This window comes from Nocardia sp. NBC_00881 (genome assembly GCF_045207455.1).
GTDB lineage: Bacteria > Actinomycetota > Actinomycetes > Mycobacteriales > Mycobacteriaceae > Nocardia.
Genome location: NZ_CP108798.1, coordinates 7,413,972 through 7,433,982 on the forward strand (window position 1 = coordinate 7,413,972; position 20,011 = coordinate 7,433,982).

The window sequence follows — 20,011 nt, forward strand, 5'->3', positions numbered from 1 at the left end:
GAACGCGTCAGCCCGCGACGGCCGTGTTGATCTCCGGCTCGTCGGCGAACGCGAACCGGCGACCACCCGCCGTTTTCGCGGCGTACATCGCACGGTCGGCGCGGCGGAGCAGATCGGTGAAATCGCACGGGGTGCCCGGCGGGTTGTAGGCCGTGCCGACGCTCGCCGACACCGGAACCGGTCCCGCCGACGACCACACCGGGTCACGCAGCGCTGCCACAATCCGGTGTGCGAGATCGATGAGCATATTGCGGTGCGGGTTGATGGCGAGCACGAACTCGTCACCGCCGTACCGGCAGATCACCGTGTCCGGTGGACAGGCTTCGCGCAGTCGGTTGGCCAGCTCGACCAGCACCTCGTCGCCGATCGCGTGGCCGTATCCGTCGTTGATCTGTTTGAACCGATCCAGGTCGATCAGCAGCAGCCCGACACCGCGAGTCGGATCGGTCGCCATCACCCGTACCTTGTCCTGCAGCAGTGTCCGGTTGGCCAGGTCGGTAAGCGCGTCATGTGTAGCCTCGTGGCGCAGCCGATGCTGCAACGCGGCGATCTCCTGCACCCGCAGCGACACCTTGGCCGAAAGATTCTGCTCCTGCTGCGCGAGTGCCCGCTCCTGCAGCGCCTGCGCGTAACTGTCGATGGCCTGACTGGCCACGAGCGGCCAGCGGGTGGCTACGAGCGAGCCCGGTGTGCCAGAGGGAAAACCGAGCAGCCACCTGGATGCCTGCGCGAGCATCCGGATCCGGTCGAACGGCGCCTCGGCGAGCCTGGCCCCGAGCATTCGCGCTTTGAACACGGGGAACGGCTCGGACCTGGCGAGCGTGAGCAGTCGCTCGACGATCTCGATCAGTACCGGCTCCAGCTGTTCGGGGGCCGCGCCCGAACCGGGCTCGGCGCACACCGCACGGGCCCATGCTCGGGCCATGGTGGCTACCGGGGGCTCGATATTCGTCGACATCGAACTCACCCGGTGTGGATGACGTCGGTACTCAGGTGCCCAATTCTGGCACGGGCGCCGGCGCCACCCCGATCGTTCTCACTGCTACGCGGTTGTGTCCACCTGGTTCGGCGCACGCTCACCGCCCCCTTTCCAGATACCCCCGTCCGGCAAAAAGGATCCTAGCAAGCCAATCGGCATCGAAACGCCCAGTTTTGCAACGTGTTCTCGATCCCTCGTGAAAGGCGATCAGGTATGTGATCGCTTCCATCGGTGAGGTGTTACACCTCAATTCGTTCGCTGCGAAATCGCGCTCCGACGCGCTGGCGACACGCTGGCAGAGGGTGGTGCACGGGTGTCGGTCCCGGTCCGGACCGACGGGCCACTGTCGGTCCCGCAGGAATCAGTTCTCGCACGCGACGCCATCGCCGTCTCTATCCAGTCTCGAGTTGTAGCCGAGATCGCCTCGGTGGAGCGGTGCTGTGCCTGCCTCTTTCGCGTCGGCGCAGCTCGAATAGCGAACGCTGCCTGCGGGCGGGACTGCGGGAGCGGGTGGTGTCACCGCAGCCGCCGGTCGCGATTCCGCCGTCGGTGGCCGCGGTGGCGGTTCGGCGATCCGCGGCGCGAATGCCTGGGTGGTCGGCAGGAGGGTCGTCTCCCGTGGTGCCGGCGTGTTCACCTGTGGTGCGGTGGTTGCCGTGCGGGTAGCCGCCGGTGTGCGGAACGGTGTCGTGTTCGGTGGTCGTTGCTCCGATCTGTTGCCGGCACCGCACCCGGCACTGAGCAACGTGCCTAGCATGCAGACTGTTACGGCGAGTCGTGCGGTCCCCATCGGAAACCCCTCTTGCGCGGCATTCCTGGCGTGACCGGTGACCGCTGGTGGGCTACGGCTCCCCTGACGGGAGTCGTCACGCCTCATCTATGTTTCACCGTCCGGCACCCGATACGCCAGACTTTCGAGGAAATACTTCCTTTAAATTTTGCTGCGCGTGCCGTAGTTCCCGGCGGTCCTCTGACATGCCGGCGGCATCGGGAGACAGACCGGTCAGCCCAAACCTGCGAGAATTCGCTGTGCGGGGGACTGATTGGCTTTTAGGAAGGAGGGTTCGGTAGAGTCGGGTCGCACACGACATCGTGGCGATCCCATCGGTGTCGTATGCCTGCGGGTGTAGTTCAATGGTAGAACCTCAGCCTTCCAAGCTGATGGTGCGGGTTCGATTCCCGTCACCCGCTCCATAGAGCATTCATCCTCGTCGGCGGCCGGACCGTCGCGAGAGCAACGGGGTGTAGCGCAGCTTGGTAGCGCATCCGCTTTGGGAGCGGAGGGTCGCAGGTTCAAATCCTGTCACCCCGACCATAATTGGAGATCTCGACGGTGCGATTGCCTCGGCCGCAACCGCTCCATCGAGGGATTGTCACGGAGCCTGCGTCGCAGGCGATCCGGCAAGCGACCGGCTCGTGTTGCCCGGTGATGGACCGGAGCCGGCGACTCCGGCGGTGCGGACCACCTCCGGAGGTGGTTGTGGGTGGCAAAGGTGGGTGGGCGGGGCTGGCTCCACTCCATTCCCGAACCCCCGACCGCTTTTCTGCTGAAGCACGGTATCCAGCACCTGAGTCGCCGTTGCCCGGAGTAGACAACCGGCTGGTGCGAGGTCGTTACGCTCACGCGATCCGGACTCGGCTTCTTGATGAGCCGACTCGGTGATCCGCTCGGTGGTCTACTCGCCCTCGAGCCTGATGGACACCGCTTCGGCGTCTACGGCCAAGGGATCCGTATACGTAAGTGCGCTAGGCGAGTTCGTCGTGCCATAACCGACGCGAATATCGATCTGGAGGAGCGTTGGATCACTGGCTTTCCGCGCCGAGCCGGAGACTCTGTGTCGCTCGGCAACACTTCAGCATCGGTGATACGCAAGGGGCGTTTGTCGATTTGCCAGCCATTGTTCACCGAACAAGGCTGTGCGCTGTGAGCATTCGGTTGTCGCAACTAGTGAACAGATTTCAAAGACGCGAACAAGTCTGTCTACGTAGGTATTCAATGCGGAACGAGACCTAGCGTACGTATATCGGATGTTCGTGCCCGGCTCCATTCGGATCGAGCGGACGTGTTCGTCGCAGCCGTGGCCGCGAGTGGGTGCGAGAATCGTCGCCTGAGAAGATGGCGGCGGCCGCGCTGATCACGAGTCCGGACGACCTGGTGGCGCGTCGGTCCGGGACTACGGCCGGAAGAACCTCGTCATATTCGGCCGCTTGAAACGCGACTCGTCAAGGAGAGGGGAACCGCTACATCGTCAACGGTCGACCGCGGGCTGCGGGCCGGGCACCGGCGGCGACGGCACTGTGGGCACGCCGGACAGCGGGGACGGACTGGGCAGCGTGGGCGGTGGCAGCTCGGAGTGTCGAGCGAACGCCTGGTCGATCAGTTCGGAGGCCGCCCGGGTCACGATCAAACGGGCGATCGCCAGGTCGGTCTCCAGCTTGGTGCGATCTCTCGGCGTGCGTGGGGATTCCTCATACGCCTGTCCCGCCAAGCGGTAGAACAACTCGGTGGCGAAACGGTCGGCGATGCGGTCGCAATCAGCTCTCAGCCGTTCGACCAAGTGGAAGGTGTCCTGCACCGGCAGCCCGGTGTCGTTGAGCCGGGTGGCCAGATCACAGCAACGCGGGTTGGTGACTCGGTACGCCTCGAGCGGATCCTCGCTGGCGGCCAGTGCCTGCTTGGCGTACTCCGGCAGCTCTGCGTAGTCGTCGTCATGCTCGGTGGTGGCCTCCGACTCCGGTCCGGTGCCGTTCGCCTCCTTCACGCCGAGGACCTCTGCAAGCCCGTCGCCGCGGTCCCAGGCTTCGAGCAGCTCCCTGATGCCGTTCAGCTTCATACCCCGCCCCAGCAGACGGCTGATGGTCTGCAGCCGGTCGAGGTGGTCCGACCCGTAGTACCCGATCCGCCCGCGCACTTCCGGCGAAGGCAGAAGCCCTCGCTCGTGGTACACGCGGACGCTGCGCACGGTGGTGTCGGCTGCCCGTGCCAGTTCGTCGATCGTGAATTCAGAGTCTGCAGCCATGTTTAAAAGGAAACCATAGTCGGGCCCCCGTGGAAAATGGTCCGTTTGATAACGGGCCGTTAGAAACCGTAGCTGGGTGTTGCGGCGAGGTCAATGAGCCGTTACGTAGCGGGACAAGAGGTTGTGCCCTGGGCAACAGTGGGCTACCGTGCATAGACCAGCTTATCGCGGCTGGTATTCCGGGGACTGTCGAGCAGCCCCGATGACCGTCCGATCCATGGGACACGCACCTGTATCAGGCGTGCCCTCGGCATCCCCGGAGATGGCTATGAGCATTACGCGAACCCTTCCGATGGACACGGGATCCCTTGCAGGAGCAAAGATCTCGTCGATTCCGGCAAAGTCGAACCAGCGGCCACCCTGTGCCGACGTGCCCGACAATTGGGATATGGACACCGGAACTCCGGATGCCTGGCGAGCGGCGGTCCGAACCTGCCAGAACTGCCCCCTCTTCGTTCAGTGCAGCCAGCTGGCCCAGACGCTTACCGCCCGAGGCGACGGTCCCCGCGCGATGATCTGGGCGGGCATCGCCTATGACAATTCCGGCAGCGTCATCGAGAACCTGGACCGGCACCGCGCCGCCCCGATCGACCACAAGCGCCCGATGCGCATCATCCGCAACGGCCCTCGCCCGCTGCGCACCGTATCCACCCTCCCCGCACCCCGTCGGCACATCGTGCTCGGACAACCACTGAAACCGACCGGAACCGACGGCCTGTGACTATGCTGCGTGGACCTCTCGACGTCGGATCTCTTCTTGGTGGTGCGTAACTCATGACAGTGTTGGCATTGGAGATCGGTTCATCGAGGTTCGCGGCGAGTCGGGTCGGCGCCGAGGTCGGCGTCGATGACATCCGGCAGATTCCGGTCCCCTCGGTCGGCGCGTGGGACCGGTGTCGGGAACTGTTGCTCGAGGTCGCGGGCGGCGCCGAGGTCACTGGCCTCGGCATCGCCTCGGCCGGACCGATCGACATGGCAGCCGGAGTGGTCGCACCCTCGGAAGTTCCCGAGTGGCGCACGGGTTTCGGCATCGCCGAGGCCGCGCGAAAGTTGTTTCCCAAGGCTTCGGTCCAGCTCGCGCTGGACGGTGTGTGCCTGGCGCTGGCCGAACGAAATCTCGGTGCCACGCGCAATGTGATGGACGCGCTGGTTGTCAGGCTGTCTCACCACATCAGCGGCGGGGTCTTGGTCGGCGGATTCGTGGTCGTCGGGCGGACCGGTAATGCGGGACACGTCGGTCACGTCTTGGTCCCTGGTTTCGACGATCGCTGCCTCTGCGGCGGACGTGGCTGCTTGGAAGCAGTTGCCGGTGGTCTGTCGGCTGTGCGCTGGGCCCGGGAGCAGGGCTGGGCGGGCAACTCGGTCTCGGAGCTCGTAGAGGCCGCCCGCGTGGGCGAGGACATCCCCGCGGCTGCGCTGGGCCGGGCAGGCACGGCGCTCGGCCGAGCGGCCGCGTCGGTGGCCGCGCTGCTCGACATGGACCTGGTCGTGCTCGGCGGCTCGCTGGCCGAAGCTGGTCCCGCGCTGTGGAAACCGCTGGGCGAAGCGGTCGCCACGCACGCCAGACTGAGCTTCCTGCCTGGACTGCGTGTTGTTCCCTCTCAACTCGGCGAAGTCGCGCTGCTTGCTGGTGCCGGTGTGCTCGCGGTGTCCGCGCAGGGTGGGTGACTTGGGCTTGCTGGCAACGTAACACTCTGCGAGAGAAGAGGTTCGGACTGTTCGTTGGGTTATCTGCGTGAAAGCGGGGGAATCGCCCGAGGGGGTCGGTCGGGGATAGCGCTCGATGCGCCGTCGGGTCGCGCGCCGTTTCAAGTCGGCCCAACTGAACAAAATGTGAACAAAATGAACACCCGCCGTGTCGTGGGTGAAAGTAGTGCACACTTCGTAGCAACGAGTTACGTACGGGTTGATTGAGCCGCTGAATAACGGTACATTGCCTGAGTCGCAAGATGTCTGATCCGGATTGAGGTGGATCCGGAGGATCGGCTGGTACGGGCGAAGTGCGAAGCGAAGTGGCGCAGTGATTCCATGGGTGACTATCGAGACCTTGGCGCCCGACTGCATGTCGGTGGCGTCGGTGGGGGATGCACCGCGCGAGTTCGCGAGCTGGCAACGGGTATTGCAGCGACTGCTGTCCAAAGCACCCGCGCTCTATGACAAGCTGACGACCACGGGGTTGACCGAGGCCATCCGCACGGCGCACGAACAGGCGCAGGACATCGACCTGGCAATCCAAACAGGCTCCGGTCGACACCAACTACTGATCAGACCGGTCTTCGGCCCGGCTGGGGATGTCCACGCGGTGCGGCTGTGGCTGGGACCAGCAGCCGAGCGGGTGCCTGTCCTTCGTCCCGCGGTGGGCGCCATCTGGGACCTCGGCACGCAGACCATCCAACAGCCGAGCGGCATCACCAGGTTGTCCGGCAGCACGGCCGAACAATATGTACCCAGGATGTCCATCGCGGAGTTGTTTCACCGACTGTCGAGCTTCGATCGGCACGCGCAAGTCCTCGACCTGCTCTACGAACCCAAGCCCGGTGACCGGATGCAGTTCGACACCACCGTCGTGTCCGGTTTCGGGCGTCCCGCGCAGTGGCGCATCACCATCCGCGCCCGGAACGACGAGCGGACCCGCGGCGCTTGGTTGCTGATCGAGGATGTCACATCGGAGAACGTGCCGTCGGCGTGGCCGACGCTGGAGCGAATCGGGTTGCGTGAGGCACATCGTCGCGCGGGGACGCACCTGGCTGTCCTCCAGCTCGAGTACACCAGCATCTCGCACTGGCTCACCGACCCCGCGCCGTGGATCCGCTGGGACTATCTCTTCCGACCCGTTGACGTGTTCCATCCCGATGATCGCTCCCGGTTGGTGGAGCTCGGCGACCGGCTCCGGTCCGGCGACAGCGCCGGGGTGACCCTGCGGTTGCTCAATTACGGCGGCGGCTACACGCCGACCTCGCTTCTGCTCTACCCGTACCCCGGGTACTCGAGCAGGCAGCTCGCTATCGCGCAACTCGTTCGGGTCGCGGACGACGTTCCGCTGCTGGAAACCCATCGCCAGGTCGTGGAGCCACGGCAGCGCAGTACGCCGATCGGCTACGACGAGCAATTGCGGCACTGGCTTGCGGGCAGGATGAAAAGCAACCCTGCCTGCTGAAAGCTGATTCCCACCGCTGGGAACGGCTGGCCGGTTGGGATCGCATGTGCTCTCTACCATTTCGAGAGTGAGGACAGTGGGTCGCGGACCGGCAGATTCGGGTGAAGCTTTGCTTCGCCGGATGGCCGCGCGCCGCCGCCGCGACAATATCTTGGTCGCGGTGCTGGCGGTGCTCGCCGTCCTCGGCGGCGGCCACGCGATCCTCAGTGTGTTCGACTCCGGTCCGCCTCCGCCGTCCGATGATTCGACAACCGCCGTTGTCGGCCGTTCGCAACTGGCCGGATCTTTCGCCGAACAGTTCGTGGTGACCTATCTGACCGCCATTGCGGGACAGCAGGATCGAGTCGGCGAATTCGTCGGCTCTGGTCAGCAGATCGCGTTGCCGACGTCCGCGCGACAGGTGTCCGACCCCTCGGTCGTCTATGTTTCGCGTACCGTGTCCACCAGCAGCCTGGACGTTTGGTCGGTGACGGTGTCGGTCCGGATCGGCAAGACCGGAACCGGTGGGACTCCCGAGACACGACAGTTCTACCGGGTCGCGGTGTCGGTTTCCGACGGGCGACTACGGGCGCTGTCGGTGCCCGCCGTGGTCCCGCCGCCCGGGAAGGGTGCCGACCTCGCGCTGGCCTACTCCGCGTCATGCGCGGCGGATACGCCGCTGTCCCAGGTGGCGGCCGGATTCCTGGGCGCGTTGTTGGCGGGCACCGGTGACGTAGCCCGCTACACCACGCCCGATGCGGGCCTCGCCGCGCTGAAACCGGCTCCGTTCACCGCCGTCGAGCTGGTCGCGCTCACCGCCGACAACGCGGCCTGCGGTTCCGGCGGCGCGAAGGCCCAGGTGCTGGCCACCATCAACCCCAAAGCCGATACCGGCGCCACCGCGACGCTGGCCTACCCGCTGACGATGGTCCGCAACGGGGGCCAATGGCAGGTGGTGTCGATCGATCCGGTTCCCGCCCTGTCGAGTCCGCTGGCAGTGGTCGCGGGTCAGGATTCCCACGGCGGCGCACCGACCAGTTCGACCTCGCCACCTTCGACGTCGGTGAATATCCCGCCGGCGACACAGAATTGATCAGAGAAGAGGCAGCCCAATGGGTAATCTCAGCAACATCCTCTATGGCGTGCTGATCTTCGTTCGCTGGGCAGGATTGATTCTGATCACCATCCTCAGCATGGGGGTGTTGATTTCCGAAGCGGCGAGGTCGAGGCTGTCTCCGGCCAAGATCTTGGCGGTCGCCGGGTCGGCGGTTCTCGCGGCGGTTCTGTTCTGGGTGCTGCCCACCCTCGTCAACTATGCGCGTACGGACTCCAACATCATCGTTCCCGATCACCCCATCGGTGGTTATCGATGACCCAGGTCCAGGTGATCAAGGTGTTCACGCCGATCAAACGTGTTCCCACGATGATCGGCAAGGCGCAGAACGGGCAGAAACTCCCGTTCGGGCCGTACACCCTGCCCCAGGTCGCCGGTGGCGTCACGTTGATGTTGGTGACGTCGGTGTGTGCCATGACCTTCCCGCTCAACCCGGCGGTCACCTTCGTGGCCGGTCTGGCCTTGACCATCATGGCGGTCTTCACGCTCGGACTCGTGCCGTACACCGGTGTCCGGATGACATCGCGGGCGATGTGGCTCGGCAGGCTGATCGTCTACCGCAAGCCGGTGTCCGCTTCGGGCATGCCGATCACCAGCGATTCGGTGCGCCACACCATGTTCGTCGAGGAGACCGTTGTTCTTCTCCTTCCCGATCGACGGGCCGTGGGCCCAGCGGACACCAAGACCGATCTTCGGCTGCTCGAGGTGATCGGGGCCGGAGGTAGCGGCGCCGACCTGCGGGACCGGATGAGCGGTAACGGCAACGAACAGACATCCGGAGGAAGCCCCTGATGGCATTCGGACGAGATCTCCAGCCCACCGCGGCGATCCGCGGCAACCTTCAGTTCACCCATTCGGGGCTGGTCACCGCTACATACTTCATCAACCCGCTCGGCTACGGCCTGCGCAAGGCCAGCGACAAGCACGACGTGAAGATCGCCCATCATGCGCTGATCAACAACCTGCCGAACGGTTCCCTGCTGCTCGGCATCCAGGCGCGGCTGAACACCATCGACGTGCTCACCAAGATGGTGGAAGGCGTAGACCTGGACGAGTGCGAGGACTACGCCGATGAGGTGGTCGCCTCATACGAACGAGTCCGGGCGATCACGCCGCAGACGCGGATCTATTTGCTGTCGATTCCGGTCGGCGCCGCCAACTCAGGCGTCTCCGCGCTGTCGCGGATGTGGCGAGGCAGCACGACCACGATCGACGCCACCGCGGTCTCGCGGGCCGAGCTGGACGCCTACGACGAGGAAGCGAGCACGATCCTCTCCCGCATCGGGGCCGATTTCGATCCGGTTCCCGTGCCCGCCGCGCTGTTCCAGTGGCTGTGGGAACACTACCTGTCCCGCGGCGCGGTCGGCGAGCCGGTCGCACCGACAAGGGCCGGAGCGTTGGATGACGCGACGTCCGCCGTCTTCCGCTCCGCTGCGCTCGATGAAGGAGCGCAGGCCGACAGCAACCGGCGAGTCCGTCCGTCGTTCGTTCCTGTCGTCAAGGTGGTGCAACCGGACTCCGTGTATCGGCCCTCCTATCAGGCGATGCTCACGCCCCGTTCATTTCCCTATTCGGGCATGACCTTTCCCGGCGGCAGTGAGTTCCTCAACGTGCTCGAGGGCCTAGGGGACGTCACGGTCGACTGGGGGATGCGGGTGTCGACCAAGCCCGCCGAGCAGGTGCTGAAGAACAACGAGCTGAGTCTGCGGCGGCTGGGCGAGCAGATGGACCAGCGTGACCAGGAGGTCTCCTTCGCGCAGAACACGTTGATGTCGAAGGCACAGATGCTCGGTGAATACAACCAGCACTTCGAGGTCAACGGTGGCGAGTCGGAGGTGTCGTTCACCACCGTCATCGCCATCGGCGGGCCCTCGCGCGACGCGACGCTGGACGCGGTGAATGCGCTCAAGCGCCGCTACAAGCGGTTCCAGGTGGAGATGACCGCGCCGGTCGGTGCGCAGGTCGACCTGTGGTCGATGCTGATACCGGGCAACCCGCCGCGCCGCGCGTTCGACGACTTCGCGCATATCGTGCCGTCCGATATGTGGGCCGGTTTCGTACCGTTCACCACCAGCCAGATCGGTGACGACAGTGGCCCGGTGATCGGGGTCAACCTGCTGTCCGGCCAATTCGAGCCGATCCATTTCGGCATCATGGAGGCGGCGCTGCACGACCTGTCCGCGTCGTTCGCGGTCACCGGCGAACTCGGGTCGGGCAAGTCTTATTTCCTCAAGCTCATGGCCGTTCTCGTGCACGATATGGGCGGCCAGTTCTTGGCTATCGACCGAAGCCAGGTCGGCGAGTGGGAGCATTTCGCGTCCGCGATCGATGACGCCGTCGTGATCGACCTGGCCAATCCGAGCGTGTCACTGGATCCGCTTCGCCTGTTCAGCCCACGGATCGCCGGGGAGCGAGCGCTGGACTCGATTCTGCCGCTGCTCGACCTGTCGCCGACCTCCGGAGCCGGAGCCGCCGCCGCCAACCTGTTGACCCCCAAAGCGATTGCCGAACATGGCATCCAAAGTCTGCTCGACCTTTTCCACGTCGTCCGGCGGCTTCGTGACGACCCGGGGATCGGAGACGAGTACGCCGATCTGGCGGCGCGACTCGGCACCATCGTCGAGCGGGTTCCGGTGCTCTTCGACCCGAAATTGCGACCGCTACGACTCAACGCCGCGGCTACCGTCGTCCGCAGTCATCACCTCGCGTTGCCGACCGCCGAGGAACTCACCACGCCACATTTGTACAACCGCTTGCCGCTGACGAAGCGGCTCGGCACCGCGCTGTACGAACTGGTCGGTGTCGCCGCCCGCGAAGCCTTCCTCACCGACAACGGCAGATTCGGGCTGCTGGTCGGTGACGAGGCCCACCATTTCACCCAAACCCAGGTCGGCTCGGCGGTGACTTCGGACTTCAGCCGGGACGGCCGCAAGCACCTGGCCGCAATCGGACTGGCCTCGCACGACCCCGCCACCGACTTTCAGGGGGCGGCACACAATCTGATTCCCAACCGGTTCGTATTCCGGCAGCGCGATGAGACTCTGGCGCGCAATAGCTTGGAATGGCTCGGCGTCGACCTGGAAGAGGCGCCGTTCCTGCTGCAGATACTGCGAGAGGAGACGTCTCCGCCGGTCGGCGCGGGTCGGCAGGTGCCGGAGGAGCGCCGTGGCGAGATGTTCATGCGTGATGCATTGAACCGTATCGGCCGTGGCAAAGTGCTCGGCCCAGCGCGTCCGGACCGTGCCGCGGCGATCACCAGCACACCGAACTCGGCCAGCGGGCGTGCCGCTCTTCCGGAACGACAGGTAGTGCCATGATTTTCGAGGCCGGCCGGAGCTTTCGACCGTGCGGGCCCACCGTCGGGATGCCGTGGGAACCGGCGTCATGGGATACGGATCGCTGGCGGCCGCAGGCTGTGGTACGGCGATGTCGTGATTGGGTCGCCGCGACTCGTCGTCGACGCTGGACCGCTTGGATTCTCGTTGGTCTCTTCGTGCTGTTCGTATTCCCGGGCTTCGCGGGTCCACTGGCCACTGCGGAGACCAGCGCACTGACAGCAGGGTCGGCACCCAACAGCGCGCTCGGCTGGATGGGTATCAAAGATACGTCGGGGGTCGAACTTTCGAGCTACATATTCGCTACGAATCGCGGCGGGGTGTTGAACCCCGGGAACACGGTGCTATCGCTCCTGATCAGTGTCCTGTTCGCAATTTGGCTGGTCCTTGTGACAACCGGGGTATGGTTGCCTGGTCAGACAGTGGGTTTCGGATGGCTGAACATGTTCAGTGCGCCGTTGAAAGCGGTGGCCGATAACCTGACGGCGCAGATTGCGACGCCTATGATGCTGGCGACGGCAGTGGCGATCGGTGCCTTCTTCGTGGCGTGGTTCATCGTGCGTGGCTATCACGCCAAGGCCATGATGCAAATCTTGACGATGGTGGCGGTGGCCATTCTGGGGCCGTTGTTTCTGGCCGCGCCACTGGCCGAGGTCTTGTCGTCGGACGGGTTGCTGGTGCAGGGGCGTGACCTTGGTATCTCGGTCGCAGCTGGGTTGAACGGTGACAGCAATCCGAATCCGAACCAGTTGGTGGCGCGGATGCAGGCCGACATGGCGGATAATTTCGCGCGAAAGCCTCTGCAGGTCTGGAACTTCGGGCATATCGTGGATGACCGGCCGTCCTGCAAGGCGGCATGGTCGGCTGGCGTCATGGCCGGTGATGAAGACCGGGTCAAGAACGGGATGAAGACGTGCGGCGACACCGTCGCACATGCGGCGGCCGATAATCCGAGCGTAGGTCAGATCGGAGCCGGTCTGCTGCTGTTGCTGTCCGCGGCCATTCTGTTGCTTTTCGCCGCTTACTTGGCCATCAAGGTCATCTGGGCTGCGCTCGACACGATCTACTACGGGTTCATGTCGATCTTCGGGTTCGCCGCGGGCGGGTTCGTGTACGGGCCGACGCAGACGTTCACGGTCCGCAGCGTGGTGCACGGCTTCGTCGCGGCGGCACGAATGGCCATCTTCGTCATTTTTCTGGGTCTCTATGAGCTGTTCCTGGGCAGTCTGTTCCAACAGGCACGCGGCCAGGTCATGTCGGTGTTCGTCATCGGGGCGATCGTCGAGATCGTCGCCATCCTGCAGCTGCGGCGCCTCAGCAAGAGCCTCGACAGCGGCAACGACTGGATAACCAACCGGTTCGCGATGGCGATACAGAGCGGCTTTGCGAGGGAAGGCTCGGGTGGTGGTGGGGGGACCGCTCTGGGAATGGGCACCGCGGGTGCGGGCAACTCGATGGCCGGACTCGGACTGTTCGCAGCGGCCAGCACCCTCAGTGGTTCCCCGATCACTTCATGGCTTGCGGGCGGGGTTCGCGACCCGGGCCAACCCGGCGCGCGGGATCAAATGAGGGCGAACAGACTGCAGTGGGGTATGGCGAAAGAGTTCGGTGAGGAGATGATAAATCCTCATTACGACCGCCGTTCTATGGGCGACTTCGCGAAGTCTGGCATTCGGTCGTCCAGAGCGCACCCCAAGAGCCAGCTAGCTGCTGCTTATGCGGCGGAGGCCATATCGAACCTGACCGGTGGCAACATGCAACCCGTAAGTGCTGCCCTCACGAAGGCTGGAATCGGCTGGCGGACCGCCCAGAAAGCAACTGCGGTCCAAGCGGACATTCTGCGGCACGTGGAGGCTGAGCCCCTTCCCTCGGCGCACTTGGCGCGCGTCCTCGCCGCCCACAAGCATTTCGAATCCGATTGGCAAGATCCGGGGTGGAGCGAAGCTAGGTTGGGTGGATTGCGAGCGGCCGTCGGAAGGTATCGGCACCATAATGCCGGTGGTGTCACGCTGCCTGCTGGGATTGTCAAGCTGGGCAATGATTATTTTGAAAACCCTGGGCAGCCCTTTATTGAGAACCTGCAGAAAGTCGCGAATGGAAGTGCCGGAGCTACCCCTATTAGATGGGAGAAAGCCCCAGGAGACGTAAGAACACTCCAGAAGCGGGAAGCGGAGCGGCTGGAGAAATGGATAACTAACGAACACGCACTCAGGGTAGACGCGGCAACAGAATGGGTATCCCAAAACCCCACCGACTTCCATCGGATACGGCGGCTTCGCGAGGAAATCAACAATGCATCCGACACCAACAATTGGCAGGCCGGTCGGCCGAGTACCGGCGCTACTTCGCTCGCGCCGCCGTGGAAATCGGATACTAATCCGCTTCCAGATATTCCCGCTGCGATTTTGAACAATTCGAGACATCCCTGATCCACACCGCGGATCTCCAGTGCTTGTGATGGGCCGGCTTCAAGGAAGGGCACCCGATGATCAACCGTCTGATGACTGTTATATGGATCGTCTCGATAACCCCGACCTGGCTGATTGTGGCGATACTGGTCACGGGTGGTCTGTTTGCCATCGTCATCATCCTCGTGCTGATCGTCGGCGGCGCGACGTCGGCGATCGCCTCGGATCTGCACTACCAATGCGACAGCGCGGTGGGGCCGGATCCCTCCCAGACCGTGACGGTGACTCGTGCCGCCGCTGCGGCGCTGCCCACCGCGCCGACCGCCCCGGCCACCAGTGCCTCGTCAGCGCCCACCACGAATCCCTACGCGGCACTGACCATCGCGCCGGACGACTCGAGCGCTTCCGACTGGCAGCGCTCCTGCGTCACCGCGCTGAAAATCGCGCCGTACCAAGCTCAGCCCTTGCTGGCGGGAAATTCGGGAATTGGTGCCGAGTGTGCGCGTGAGCTCGCGCTCACACTGGCGGCGGCACCGGCGAGCGGAGCACAGGACGCGGCCGGTGGCCGTGCGGACGCCGCGGACCTGACCAGGTCGATCATCTACCGCGCCTCGGCCGCGCAGTCGACAGGGCGGTGCGAACTCGTCGCGGGTTCCGCTGCGGCGGAGCCGCCCGCTGCGGACTCTGCCGGGGCAACGGGCGGTTCCGCCCAGCGCGCGTGCGGACAGTCCGACGGCGTCGGTTCCACCGTCGTAGTGCTACCGAACACCCTTGCGGCGCAAGGGGCATGTGGTCAGCGAGTGGATCCGTCCGCGGTGTCCCCAGGCGATCTGGTCTTCTGGGACTACCGTGGCAACGCGCCGACACACGCCGGGATCGCGGTCAGCGCCACCCAGCTGGTCACTACCGATGCCACGACCGGCAGGTGTGTCGAGGTGTCGATGCCGAGCACGAGCGACGTGCGAGTGAAGCGCGTGCTCGGCGGCGGGCTGTGAAGGATACGCGATGCCACCTACCGAGGTAGAGCCCCAGATCGAGACCGGCGAAGAAGGTGAGGCGCCGCCGGTTCCGGTGACGCCGTGGTCAGGTCGGCCGGGGGATCCGCGCACTCGTCCCGGTGCGCCTGCGCCTGGTCAGTTGGGTGGTCCATCGGGCCCGGATCAGTCCGCGGTACCGTCGGGTCCGGGTCAGCCGCCGGGTGCTTCGTCGGCGGTGCCTGGTGGGCAGGCTCAGTCGGGGGTGGGGGTTCCTGGTCAGTCGGGTGCGGTTCCTGGTCAGCCTGGTCAGCCGGTTCCGGGTGCGCCGGTACCTGGTCAACAGGCTGCGCCGGGTGGTGTCGTGGCTCCGCAGGCGGGGCAGGCGCCGCCAGGTCCTGCGGTAGCGCAGGCGGAGCCCCCACCGCCGGCGGTAGATCCGGAGTTGATCGGTAATCTCCTGCCTGCCGCGGCGATGGCCGGGACGATGGCGATGGGCATGTTGCCGATGATCGCCTCGGCGTTGGCGGGTTTGGGTGGCGGTGGGGGTGGTGCTGCACCAACAACGGGCGCGGAGGGCGGCACTACTGCCGGTGGGATGTCGCCGGAGTCCGAGCGTGCGTTGAAGGTGTTGAAGTTGTTGGAGGCCGTTTACGGTGGAGGCGACCCATCCGATCCAGAGGTCAAAGAGCTGGAGCAGCAGCTGGGCGTCTCTACTGGGAGCGGGTCGGGTGCCACGTCGATCAAAGCCAAGCAATTGTTCCAGCGCACGGCCGCTACCGCGTTCAACAACCTCGACAACCAACTCGTGTCATATATGCGTGGGCTGGCTGGCAACAACAAAGTCGACAAAAAAGCCGTCACCGGTCTGCTACGTGAAGTAAACGTCGCCCTCGCCGAACTCGGGCCACAGGCCTACACCAAGGCCGGACAGCAGAAAGTCCACCAAATCCTCACCGCCGCACTACAAAAAGCCCAAGCCATCGTCTCCGGCGGACAAACCAACGCCACCGACACCGCCAACGCCATCAACCGGCTCACCACGCAATACCTCTACAATATCGCAGGCAAAAAATACACAGCACCAAACCAATCCGGCGACTCCATCCCGGGTGGTTCGAATCCCCAGGCCAAGGAAATTTATCAGTACCTCATCACAAAATATGGCTTCACGCCGGCGCAAGCCGCAGGAATCGTGGGCAACATGCAGGTTGAATCAGGATTGAAGACTTCCGCTCTGAATCCGCGCGAAGGTGCCATAGGTTTGTGTCAGTGGCTGGGGGGGCGTCGGCGAAATCTCGAGCGATTTGCCGCCGCCCAGGGTAAGCCAGTCACCGACTGGAAGGTCCAAGTGGATTTCATGATGCAGGAATTGCGCGGTGGTGAATCGGGTGCATACAGATATCTCAAAGCTGCACAAACGCCCGCCACTGCCGCAGCGGTCTTCGATCAGTATTATGAAAGAAGCTCTGGCGAGGCAAGGAACCAGCGCATCGCGATTGCAAATCGAATCGCGGCTTCTATGGGAAGCGTCTCCGCTTAGCGCCGACCGTAAGGCGCCGTTTGAGTGGATGCCGGACTTGCCCGGTGCCAGGTCCGCACCGGGCGTGTCCGATAGGCCCAATCGCCTTATCGATTCGCGTCCCCGCCTGGCTGATCGCCACAACGCCGTGCCGCAACGGGGATCAGCGTGAGCTGCGGTGTATTGCCAGTTGTGGATTCCATCACAATGCTGTAACGCAGCACGTTCCCGCTGCCGGGAACATGGTGGCGAGATATGAATAGAGCTAGGATACGCTGTCGGGCAGGTGTAGGCGCAAGAAATTCCTCTGATGGGGTGAGTGAAGCACCGGGGCAGGTGACATGAGGCCAGCGATTCGACGGAGTTGGCCCCCCACGGTCAGAGGCCTGGAACATCTGCACTGGCATCCACTGCCTGATCTGATGGTTGGCAGCACACGCATCGAGTCGTGTGGCGGAAGGTGAATCATGGCTGCCTCGGTGATGCTGTCCCATCTGGTGATCGCTCCCGTTCTGAGCGGCTCCATCGCACACAAGCAAGCGGTGTTGTGTGGGTTGATGAACGAGCTCGGATGCCAGACCTACAACATCCTCAGGGGAACCGGGCACGCCCGCAGCCGGTATGGCTCGGTCAGTAATATGCCGGGCGTCCAGGCTGTTCGCAGCAGTCGTGCATACGCGAGGCACTGATGGCGCCGACGAAGCGGACCCCGTCCGAACCTGACACGGAGGACGGTAATGACCCGAGAGCGGGCGCTACCACGTCTGCCCCTGGCCGCCCTGCCAGGACGAAAGCCCGGGGCAGTCCGGCACGGGTCCCGCCACCGCTACCCGGAGGCGCGCCGGCATCGGTTGCTCCGGCGCCGGTGGCGAATGCTGCCGCCCGCAGCCCAGCGGGCACTCCGGTCGTCGAAACACCTTCTACTACAAGCGGCGCCGCGTCCGTTGCCCGACCCGACGCGCTGGCCTGGTCCGGGGCGACCACGCCGATGGCGGCGGCTGCGCTCGGTGCCCTCGCATCAATAGCTGCCCATTACGGCGACGGAACTCCTACCGCGAACTCCGGGCAACCCTACGCCCCTCCCGACATCGCGGCAGGCCGGCCGACCGGTCCGGTGGTGTGGGACGGCGAGCTGGGATCGCGGTACGCAGCCAACAATCAGAACACCTCGCGGAATGTAGATGCCACACAGTCTTTGAACGCCGAACTCGGGCGCATCCTCGACGGCGCTGTCGACAGCACGACGCAAGGAAGGGCCGCCATCGACTCGATCATCGCCGAGGTCAATACCGCGTTGACCGCGCTCGGCAAGGTCGAGGACACGGCAGCGGGACGGCACCTCGTTGTAGTCACGCTGGGTAACGCTTTACAGCGTGCTGGAACGGTTTTAGGGCAGGGGCAGGCGGCCGCGACGCTCACCGCCGAACGTGTTGCCGCCCTCGCGGACCGGTACATGCAACAGGCGCGCCCGGCCCGCCCGCGCCGCCCGCGTCGTGCTACGCACCCGGGCATGCGCGGCCCCAGCGGTGGTCCGCCGCGCACCCGCCCCTCTGGTCAGCAGGGGCAATGGATCAACGAGGCACTTCAGGTGCTCCGCCAGCACGGCTATGACACGCGCCAGATCGATCCCGCCGATATCGCGGCGATCATCCAGCACGAATCCGGCGGCAACCCGAACGCGATCAACCTGTGGGACAGCAACGCCGCGGCGGGGATCCCGTCAAAGGGGCTGATGCAGACCATCGATCCGACATTCAACTCGTATTCCCTTCCGGGACATCGTAATATCTGGAATCCGGTCGACAACATCATCGCGGGCGTGCGGTATTCGATCGAGCGCTACGGTTCGGTCAGCAATGTGCCGGGGATCGTGCAGATGCGTGGTGGCGGCTCATATGTCGGGTACTGACACTCGATTCCGCTCGGATGCACAGGGCCACGCGCACGACCGGCGTCGTCCGTCCGTGGAATTCAACCGACCCATCGGCGCCGATGGGTCGGTTGTTCAATCCCGCGCGACACCATGCACGCTGTGGAGTGGGTGCGTCGGCGTGGTGCTACCACCATCGAGTTCACCGACGGTCCGTTTTCACCGCCAGCCCGGATCGCGGATCTGACTTTCTACGCCGACACCAGGGCGTCACGGATCTGCCTTCGCTCACCACGCTCACTTCGATGGCCAGGCGCTGGCGTGCGCGAGGTACTCGTCCGTCATCTCCGCACTCGGCGCCGACGAAGCCGCAGGGAGGCGGTCAGGTCCATCGTGCCGCGGCGTAACTTTTCGGCAGTGGGACCTTCCCGATAGGTACTCCGCTGCGGGACGCGGCAATACATTCGCCGTTGCCGATGTACATGACGACGTGGCCTGGGCCACCGTTTCCGAACCTGGTGAAGATCAGGTCGCCCGGCCGGATATCCGACGGATTGACCTTGGGTAGCTGGCGATACTGATCCGCCGCGACTCGTGGAATCTTGACACCCGCCGCAGCCGCGGCGTACTGCATCAGACCCGAGCAGTCGAACGAATTCGGCCCCTCCGCGCCCCACACATAGTCTTTTCCGGTCTGAGCCAGTGCCACCGCGATCGCCTTCGCGGCGGCTCCGGTCGCTCCCGCTCCTGCCCCAGCCGGTGCTGTGTATTTTTTGCCTGCGATGTTGTAGAGGTATTGCGTGGTGAGCCGGTTGATGGCGTTGGCGGTGTCGGTGGCGTTGGTTTGTCCGCCGGAGACGATGGCTTGGGCTTTTTGTAGTGCGGCGGTGAGGATTTGGTGGACTTTCTGCTGTCCGGCCTTGGTGTAGGCCTGTGGCCCGAGTTCGGCGAGGGCGACGTTTACTTCACGTAGCAGACCGGTGACGGCTTTTTTGTCGACTTTGTTGTTGCCAGCCAGCCCACGCATATATGACACGAGTTGGTTGTCGAGGTTGTTGAACGCGGTAGCGGCCGTGCGCTGGAACAATTGCTTGGCTTTGATCGACGTGGCACCCGACCCGCTCCCAGTAGAGACGCCCAGCTGCTGCTCCAGCTCTTTGACCTCTGGATCGGATGGGTCGCCTCCACCGTAAACGGCCTCCAACAACTTCAACACCTTCAACGCACGCTCGGACTCCGGCGACATCCCACCGGCAGTAGTGCCGCCCTCCGCGCCCGTTGTTGGTGCAGCACCACCCCCACCGCCACCCAAACCCGCCAACGCCGAGGCGATCATCGGCAACATGCCCATCGCCATCGTCCCGGCCATCGCCGCGGCAGGCAGGAGATTACCGATCAACTCCGGATCTACCGCCGGCGGTGGGGGCTCTGCCTGCGCAGACCCAGGCCCCGGCGGCGCCTGCCCCGCCTGCGGAGCCACCACACCACCCGGCGCAGCCTGTTGACCAGGTACCGGCGCACCCGGAATCGACTGACCAGGCTGACCAACACCATTCGGCTGACCAACACCATTCGGCTGACCAACACCATTCGGCTGACCAACACCATTCGAGGGACCAGGCTGACCCGGAACACCCGACTGGCCGGGCGTAG

The 20,011-nt window shown here is 64.6% G+C and carries 18 protein-coding genes and 2 tRNA genes; 15 read left to right on the forward strand and 5 right to left on the reverse strand.

Going from position 1 to position 20,011, the window contains the following annotated elements; translation table 11 throughout:
• Window positions 1–7: 7 nt before the first annotated feature.
• Both OH799_RS31440 and OH799_RS31445 read right to left on the reverse strand, forming a co-directional pair.
• Window positions 8–958 carry a diguanylate cyclase domain-containing protein gene (locus OH799_RS31440; RefSeq protein WP_406271705.1) on the reverse strand — a complete coding sequence of 317 codons (951 nt, stop codon included), beginning with the start codon at window positions 956–958 and terminating at the stop codon, window positions 8–10.
• A gap of 382 nt (window positions 959–1,340) precedes the next feature.
• Entirely contained in the window at window positions 1,341–1,856 is a 516-nt protein-coding gene (locus OH799_RS31445; protein ID WP_406271708.1) for an excalibur calcium-binding domain-containing protein, read from the reverse strand.
• A gap of 243 nt (window positions 1,857–2,099) precedes the next feature.
• Here OH799_RS31445 and OH799_RS31450 point away from each other — a divergent pair.
• Together OH799_RS31450 and OH799_RS31455 are read left to right on the forward strand one after the other, a co-directional pair.
• Window positions 2,100–2,173: transfer RNA gene (locus OH799_RS31450), tRNA-Gly, on the forward strand.
• 44 nt (window positions 2,174–2,217) lie between these two features.
• Window positions 2,218–2,294, forward strand: a tRNA-Pro gene (locus OH799_RS31455).
• Between the two features lie 934 nt (window positions 2,295–3,228).
• Here OH799_RS31455 and OH799_RS31460 read toward each other — a convergent pair.
• Window positions 3,229–3,999 carry a MerR family transcriptional regulator gene (locus tag OH799_RS31460; protein WP_406271710.1) on the reverse strand — a complete coding sequence of 257 codons (771 nt, stop codon included), beginning with the start codon at window positions 3,997–3,999 and terminating at the stop codon, window positions 3,229–3,231.
• Between the two features lie 388 nt (window positions 4,000–4,387).
• On the opposite strand from OH799_RS31460, the gene OH799_RS31465 reads away from it, so the two are divergent.
• The 13 genes from OH799_RS31465 (at window position 4,388) to OH799_RS31525 (ending at window position 18,397) form a co-directional block, all read left to right on the forward strand.
• The gene (locus OH799_RS31465) at window positions 4,388–4,720 is read left to right on the forward strand and encodes a hypothetical protein (protein WP_327113535.1); all 333 of its coding nucleotides are present in this window, start codon (window positions 4,388–4,390) and stop codon (window positions 4,718–4,720) included.
• A gap of 53 nt (window positions 4,721–4,773) precedes the next feature.
• On the forward strand, window positions 4,774–5,667 hold the full coding sequence (locus OH799_RS31470) for an ROK family protein (protein WP_406271714.1): 894 nt from the start codon (window positions 4,774–4,776) through the stop codon (window positions 5,665–5,667).
• Between the two features lie 364 nt (window positions 5,668–6,031).
• Complete coding sequence (locus OH799_RS31475; protein ID WP_406271717.1) at window positions 6,032–7,156, forward strand: GAF domain-containing protein; 1,125 nt, start codon at window positions 6,032–6,034, stop codon at window positions 7,154–7,156.
• A gap of 67 nt (window positions 7,157–7,223) precedes the next feature.
• On the forward strand, window positions 7,224–8,228 hold the full coding sequence (locus OH799_RS31480; protein WP_406271720.1) for a conjugal transfer protein: 1,005 nt from the start codon (window positions 7,224–7,226) through the stop codon (window positions 8,226–8,228).
• 19 nt (window positions 8,229–8,247) lie between these two features.
• Entirely contained in the window at window positions 8,248–8,508 is a 261-nt protein-coding gene (locus tag OH799_RS31485; protein WP_357080641.1) for a hypothetical protein, read from the forward strand.
• Window positions 8,505–9,041, forward strand: coding sequence for a hypothetical protein (locus OH799_RS31490; protein ID WP_406271723.1), 537 nt, complete (start codon window positions 8,505–8,507; stop codon window positions 9,039–9,041). The genes OH799_RS31485 and OH799_RS31490 overlap by 4 nt, the downstream gene beginning before the upstream one ends.
• Window positions 9,041–11,566, forward strand: coding sequence for an ATP-binding protein (locus OH799_RS31495; RefSeq protein ID WP_406271726.1), 2,526 nt, complete (start codon window positions 9,041–9,043; stop codon window positions 11,564–11,566). The genes OH799_RS31490 and OH799_RS31495 overlap by 1 nt, the downstream gene beginning before the upstream one ends.
• Before the next feature lie 272 nt (window positions 11,567–11,838).
• On the forward strand, window positions 11,839–14,013 hold the full coding sequence (locus OH799_RS31500) for a hypothetical protein (RefSeq protein WP_406271729.1): 2,175 nt from the start codon (window positions 11,839–11,841) through the stop codon (window positions 14,011–14,013).
• Between the two features lie 56 nt (window positions 14,014–14,069).
• On the forward strand, window positions 14,070–14,987 hold the full coding sequence (locus OH799_RS31505; protein WP_406271732.1) for an NlpC/P60 family protein: 918 nt from the start codon (window positions 14,070–14,072) through the stop codon (window positions 14,985–14,987).
• Between the two features lie 224 nt (window positions 14,988–15,211).
• Window positions 15,212–15,373: a hypothetical protein gene (locus OH799_RS31510; protein WP_406271735.1), complete on the forward strand. Its 162-nt coding sequence runs from the start codon at window positions 15,212–15,214 to the stop codon at window positions 15,371–15,373.
• Window positions 15,374–15,411: 38 nt separating this feature from the next.
• Window positions 15,412–16,509 carry a phage tail tip lysozyme gene (locus OH799_RS31515; RefSeq protein WP_406271738.1) on the forward strand — a complete coding sequence of 366 codons (1,098 nt, stop codon included), beginning with the start codon at window positions 15,412–15,414 and terminating at the stop codon, window positions 16,507–16,509.
• 446 nt (window positions 16,510–16,955) lie between these two features.
• Window positions 16,956–17,177 carry a hypothetical protein gene (locus tag OH799_RS31520; RefSeq protein ID WP_406271741.1) on the forward strand — a complete coding sequence of 74 codons (222 nt, stop codon included), beginning with the start codon at window positions 16,956–16,958 and terminating at the stop codon, window positions 17,175–17,177.
• 176 nt (window positions 17,178–17,353) lie between these two features.
• Entirely contained in the window at window positions 17,354–18,397 is a 1,044-nt protein-coding gene (locus OH799_RS31525; RefSeq protein ID WP_406271744.1) for a transglycosylase SLT domain-containing protein, read from the forward strand.
• Window positions 18,398–18,740: 343 nt separating this feature from the next.
• Here the strand turns inward: OH799_RS31525 and OH799_RS31530 are convergent, their stop codons facing one another.
• The gene (locus OH799_RS31530) at window positions 18,741–19,757 is read right to left on the reverse strand and encodes a C40 family peptidase (protein WP_406271747.1); all 1,017 of its coding nucleotides are present in this window, start codon (window positions 19,755–19,757) and stop codon (window positions 18,741–18,743) included.
• Window positions 19,758–19,765: 8 nt separating this feature from the next.
• Window positions 19,766–19,966, reverse strand: a complete 201-nt coding sequence (locus OH799_RS31535; RefSeq protein WP_406271750.1) for a hypothetical protein — start codon at window positions 19,964–19,966, stop codon at window positions 19,766–19,768.
• Between the last annotated feature and the right edge of the window lie 45 nt (window positions 19,967–20,011).

Bases quoted from the DNA above. Each gene is read 5' to 3' on its own strand.
- OH799_RS31440 (WP_406271705.1), bottom strand. From the start codon at position 958: ATGTCGACGAATATCGAGCCCCCGGTAGCCACCATGGCCCGAGCATGG.
- OH799_RS31445 (WP_406271708.1), bottom strand. From the start codon at position 1,856: ATGAGGCGTGACGACTCCCGTCAGGGGAGCCGTAGCCCACCAGCGGTC.
- OH799_RS31460 (WP_406271710.1), bottom strand. From the start codon at position 3,999: ATGGCTGCAGACTCTGAATTCACGATCGACGAACTGGCACGGGCAGCC.
- OH799_RS31465 (WP_327113535.1), top strand. From the start codon at position 4,388: ATGGACACCGGAACTCCGGATGCCTGGCGAGCGGCGGTCCGAACCTGC.
- OH799_RS31470 (WP_406271714.1), top strand. From the start codon at position 4,774: ATGACAGTGTTGGCATTGGAGATCGGTTCATCGAGGTTCGCGGCGAGT.
- OH799_RS31485 (WP_357080641.1), top strand. From the start codon at position 8,248: ATGGGTAATCTCAGCAACATCCTCTATGGCGTGCTGATCTTCGTTCGC.
- OH799_RS31490 (WP_406271723.1), top strand. From the start codon at position 8,505: ATGACCCAGGTCCAGGTGATCAAGGTGTTCACGCCGATCAAACGTGTT.
- OH799_RS31495 (WP_406271726.1), top strand. From the start codon at position 9,041: ATGGCATTCGGACGAGATCTCCAGCCCACCGCGGCGATCCGCGGCAAC.
- OH799_RS31500 (WP_406271729.1), top strand. From the start codon at position 11,839: ATGGGTATCAAAGATACGTCGGGGGTCGAACTTTCGAGCTACATATTC.
- OH799_RS31505 (WP_406271732.1), top strand. From the start codon at position 14,070: ATGATCAACCGTCTGATGACTGTTATATGGATCGTCTCGATAACCCCG.
- OH799_RS31520 (WP_406271741.1), top strand. From the start codon at position 16,956: ATGGCTGCCTCGGTGATGCTGTCCCATCTGGTGATCGCTCCCGTTCTG.
- OH799_RS31535 (WP_406271750.1), bottom strand. From the start codon at position 19,966: ATGGTGTTGGTCAGCCGAATGGTGTTGGTCAGCCGAATGGTGTTGGTC.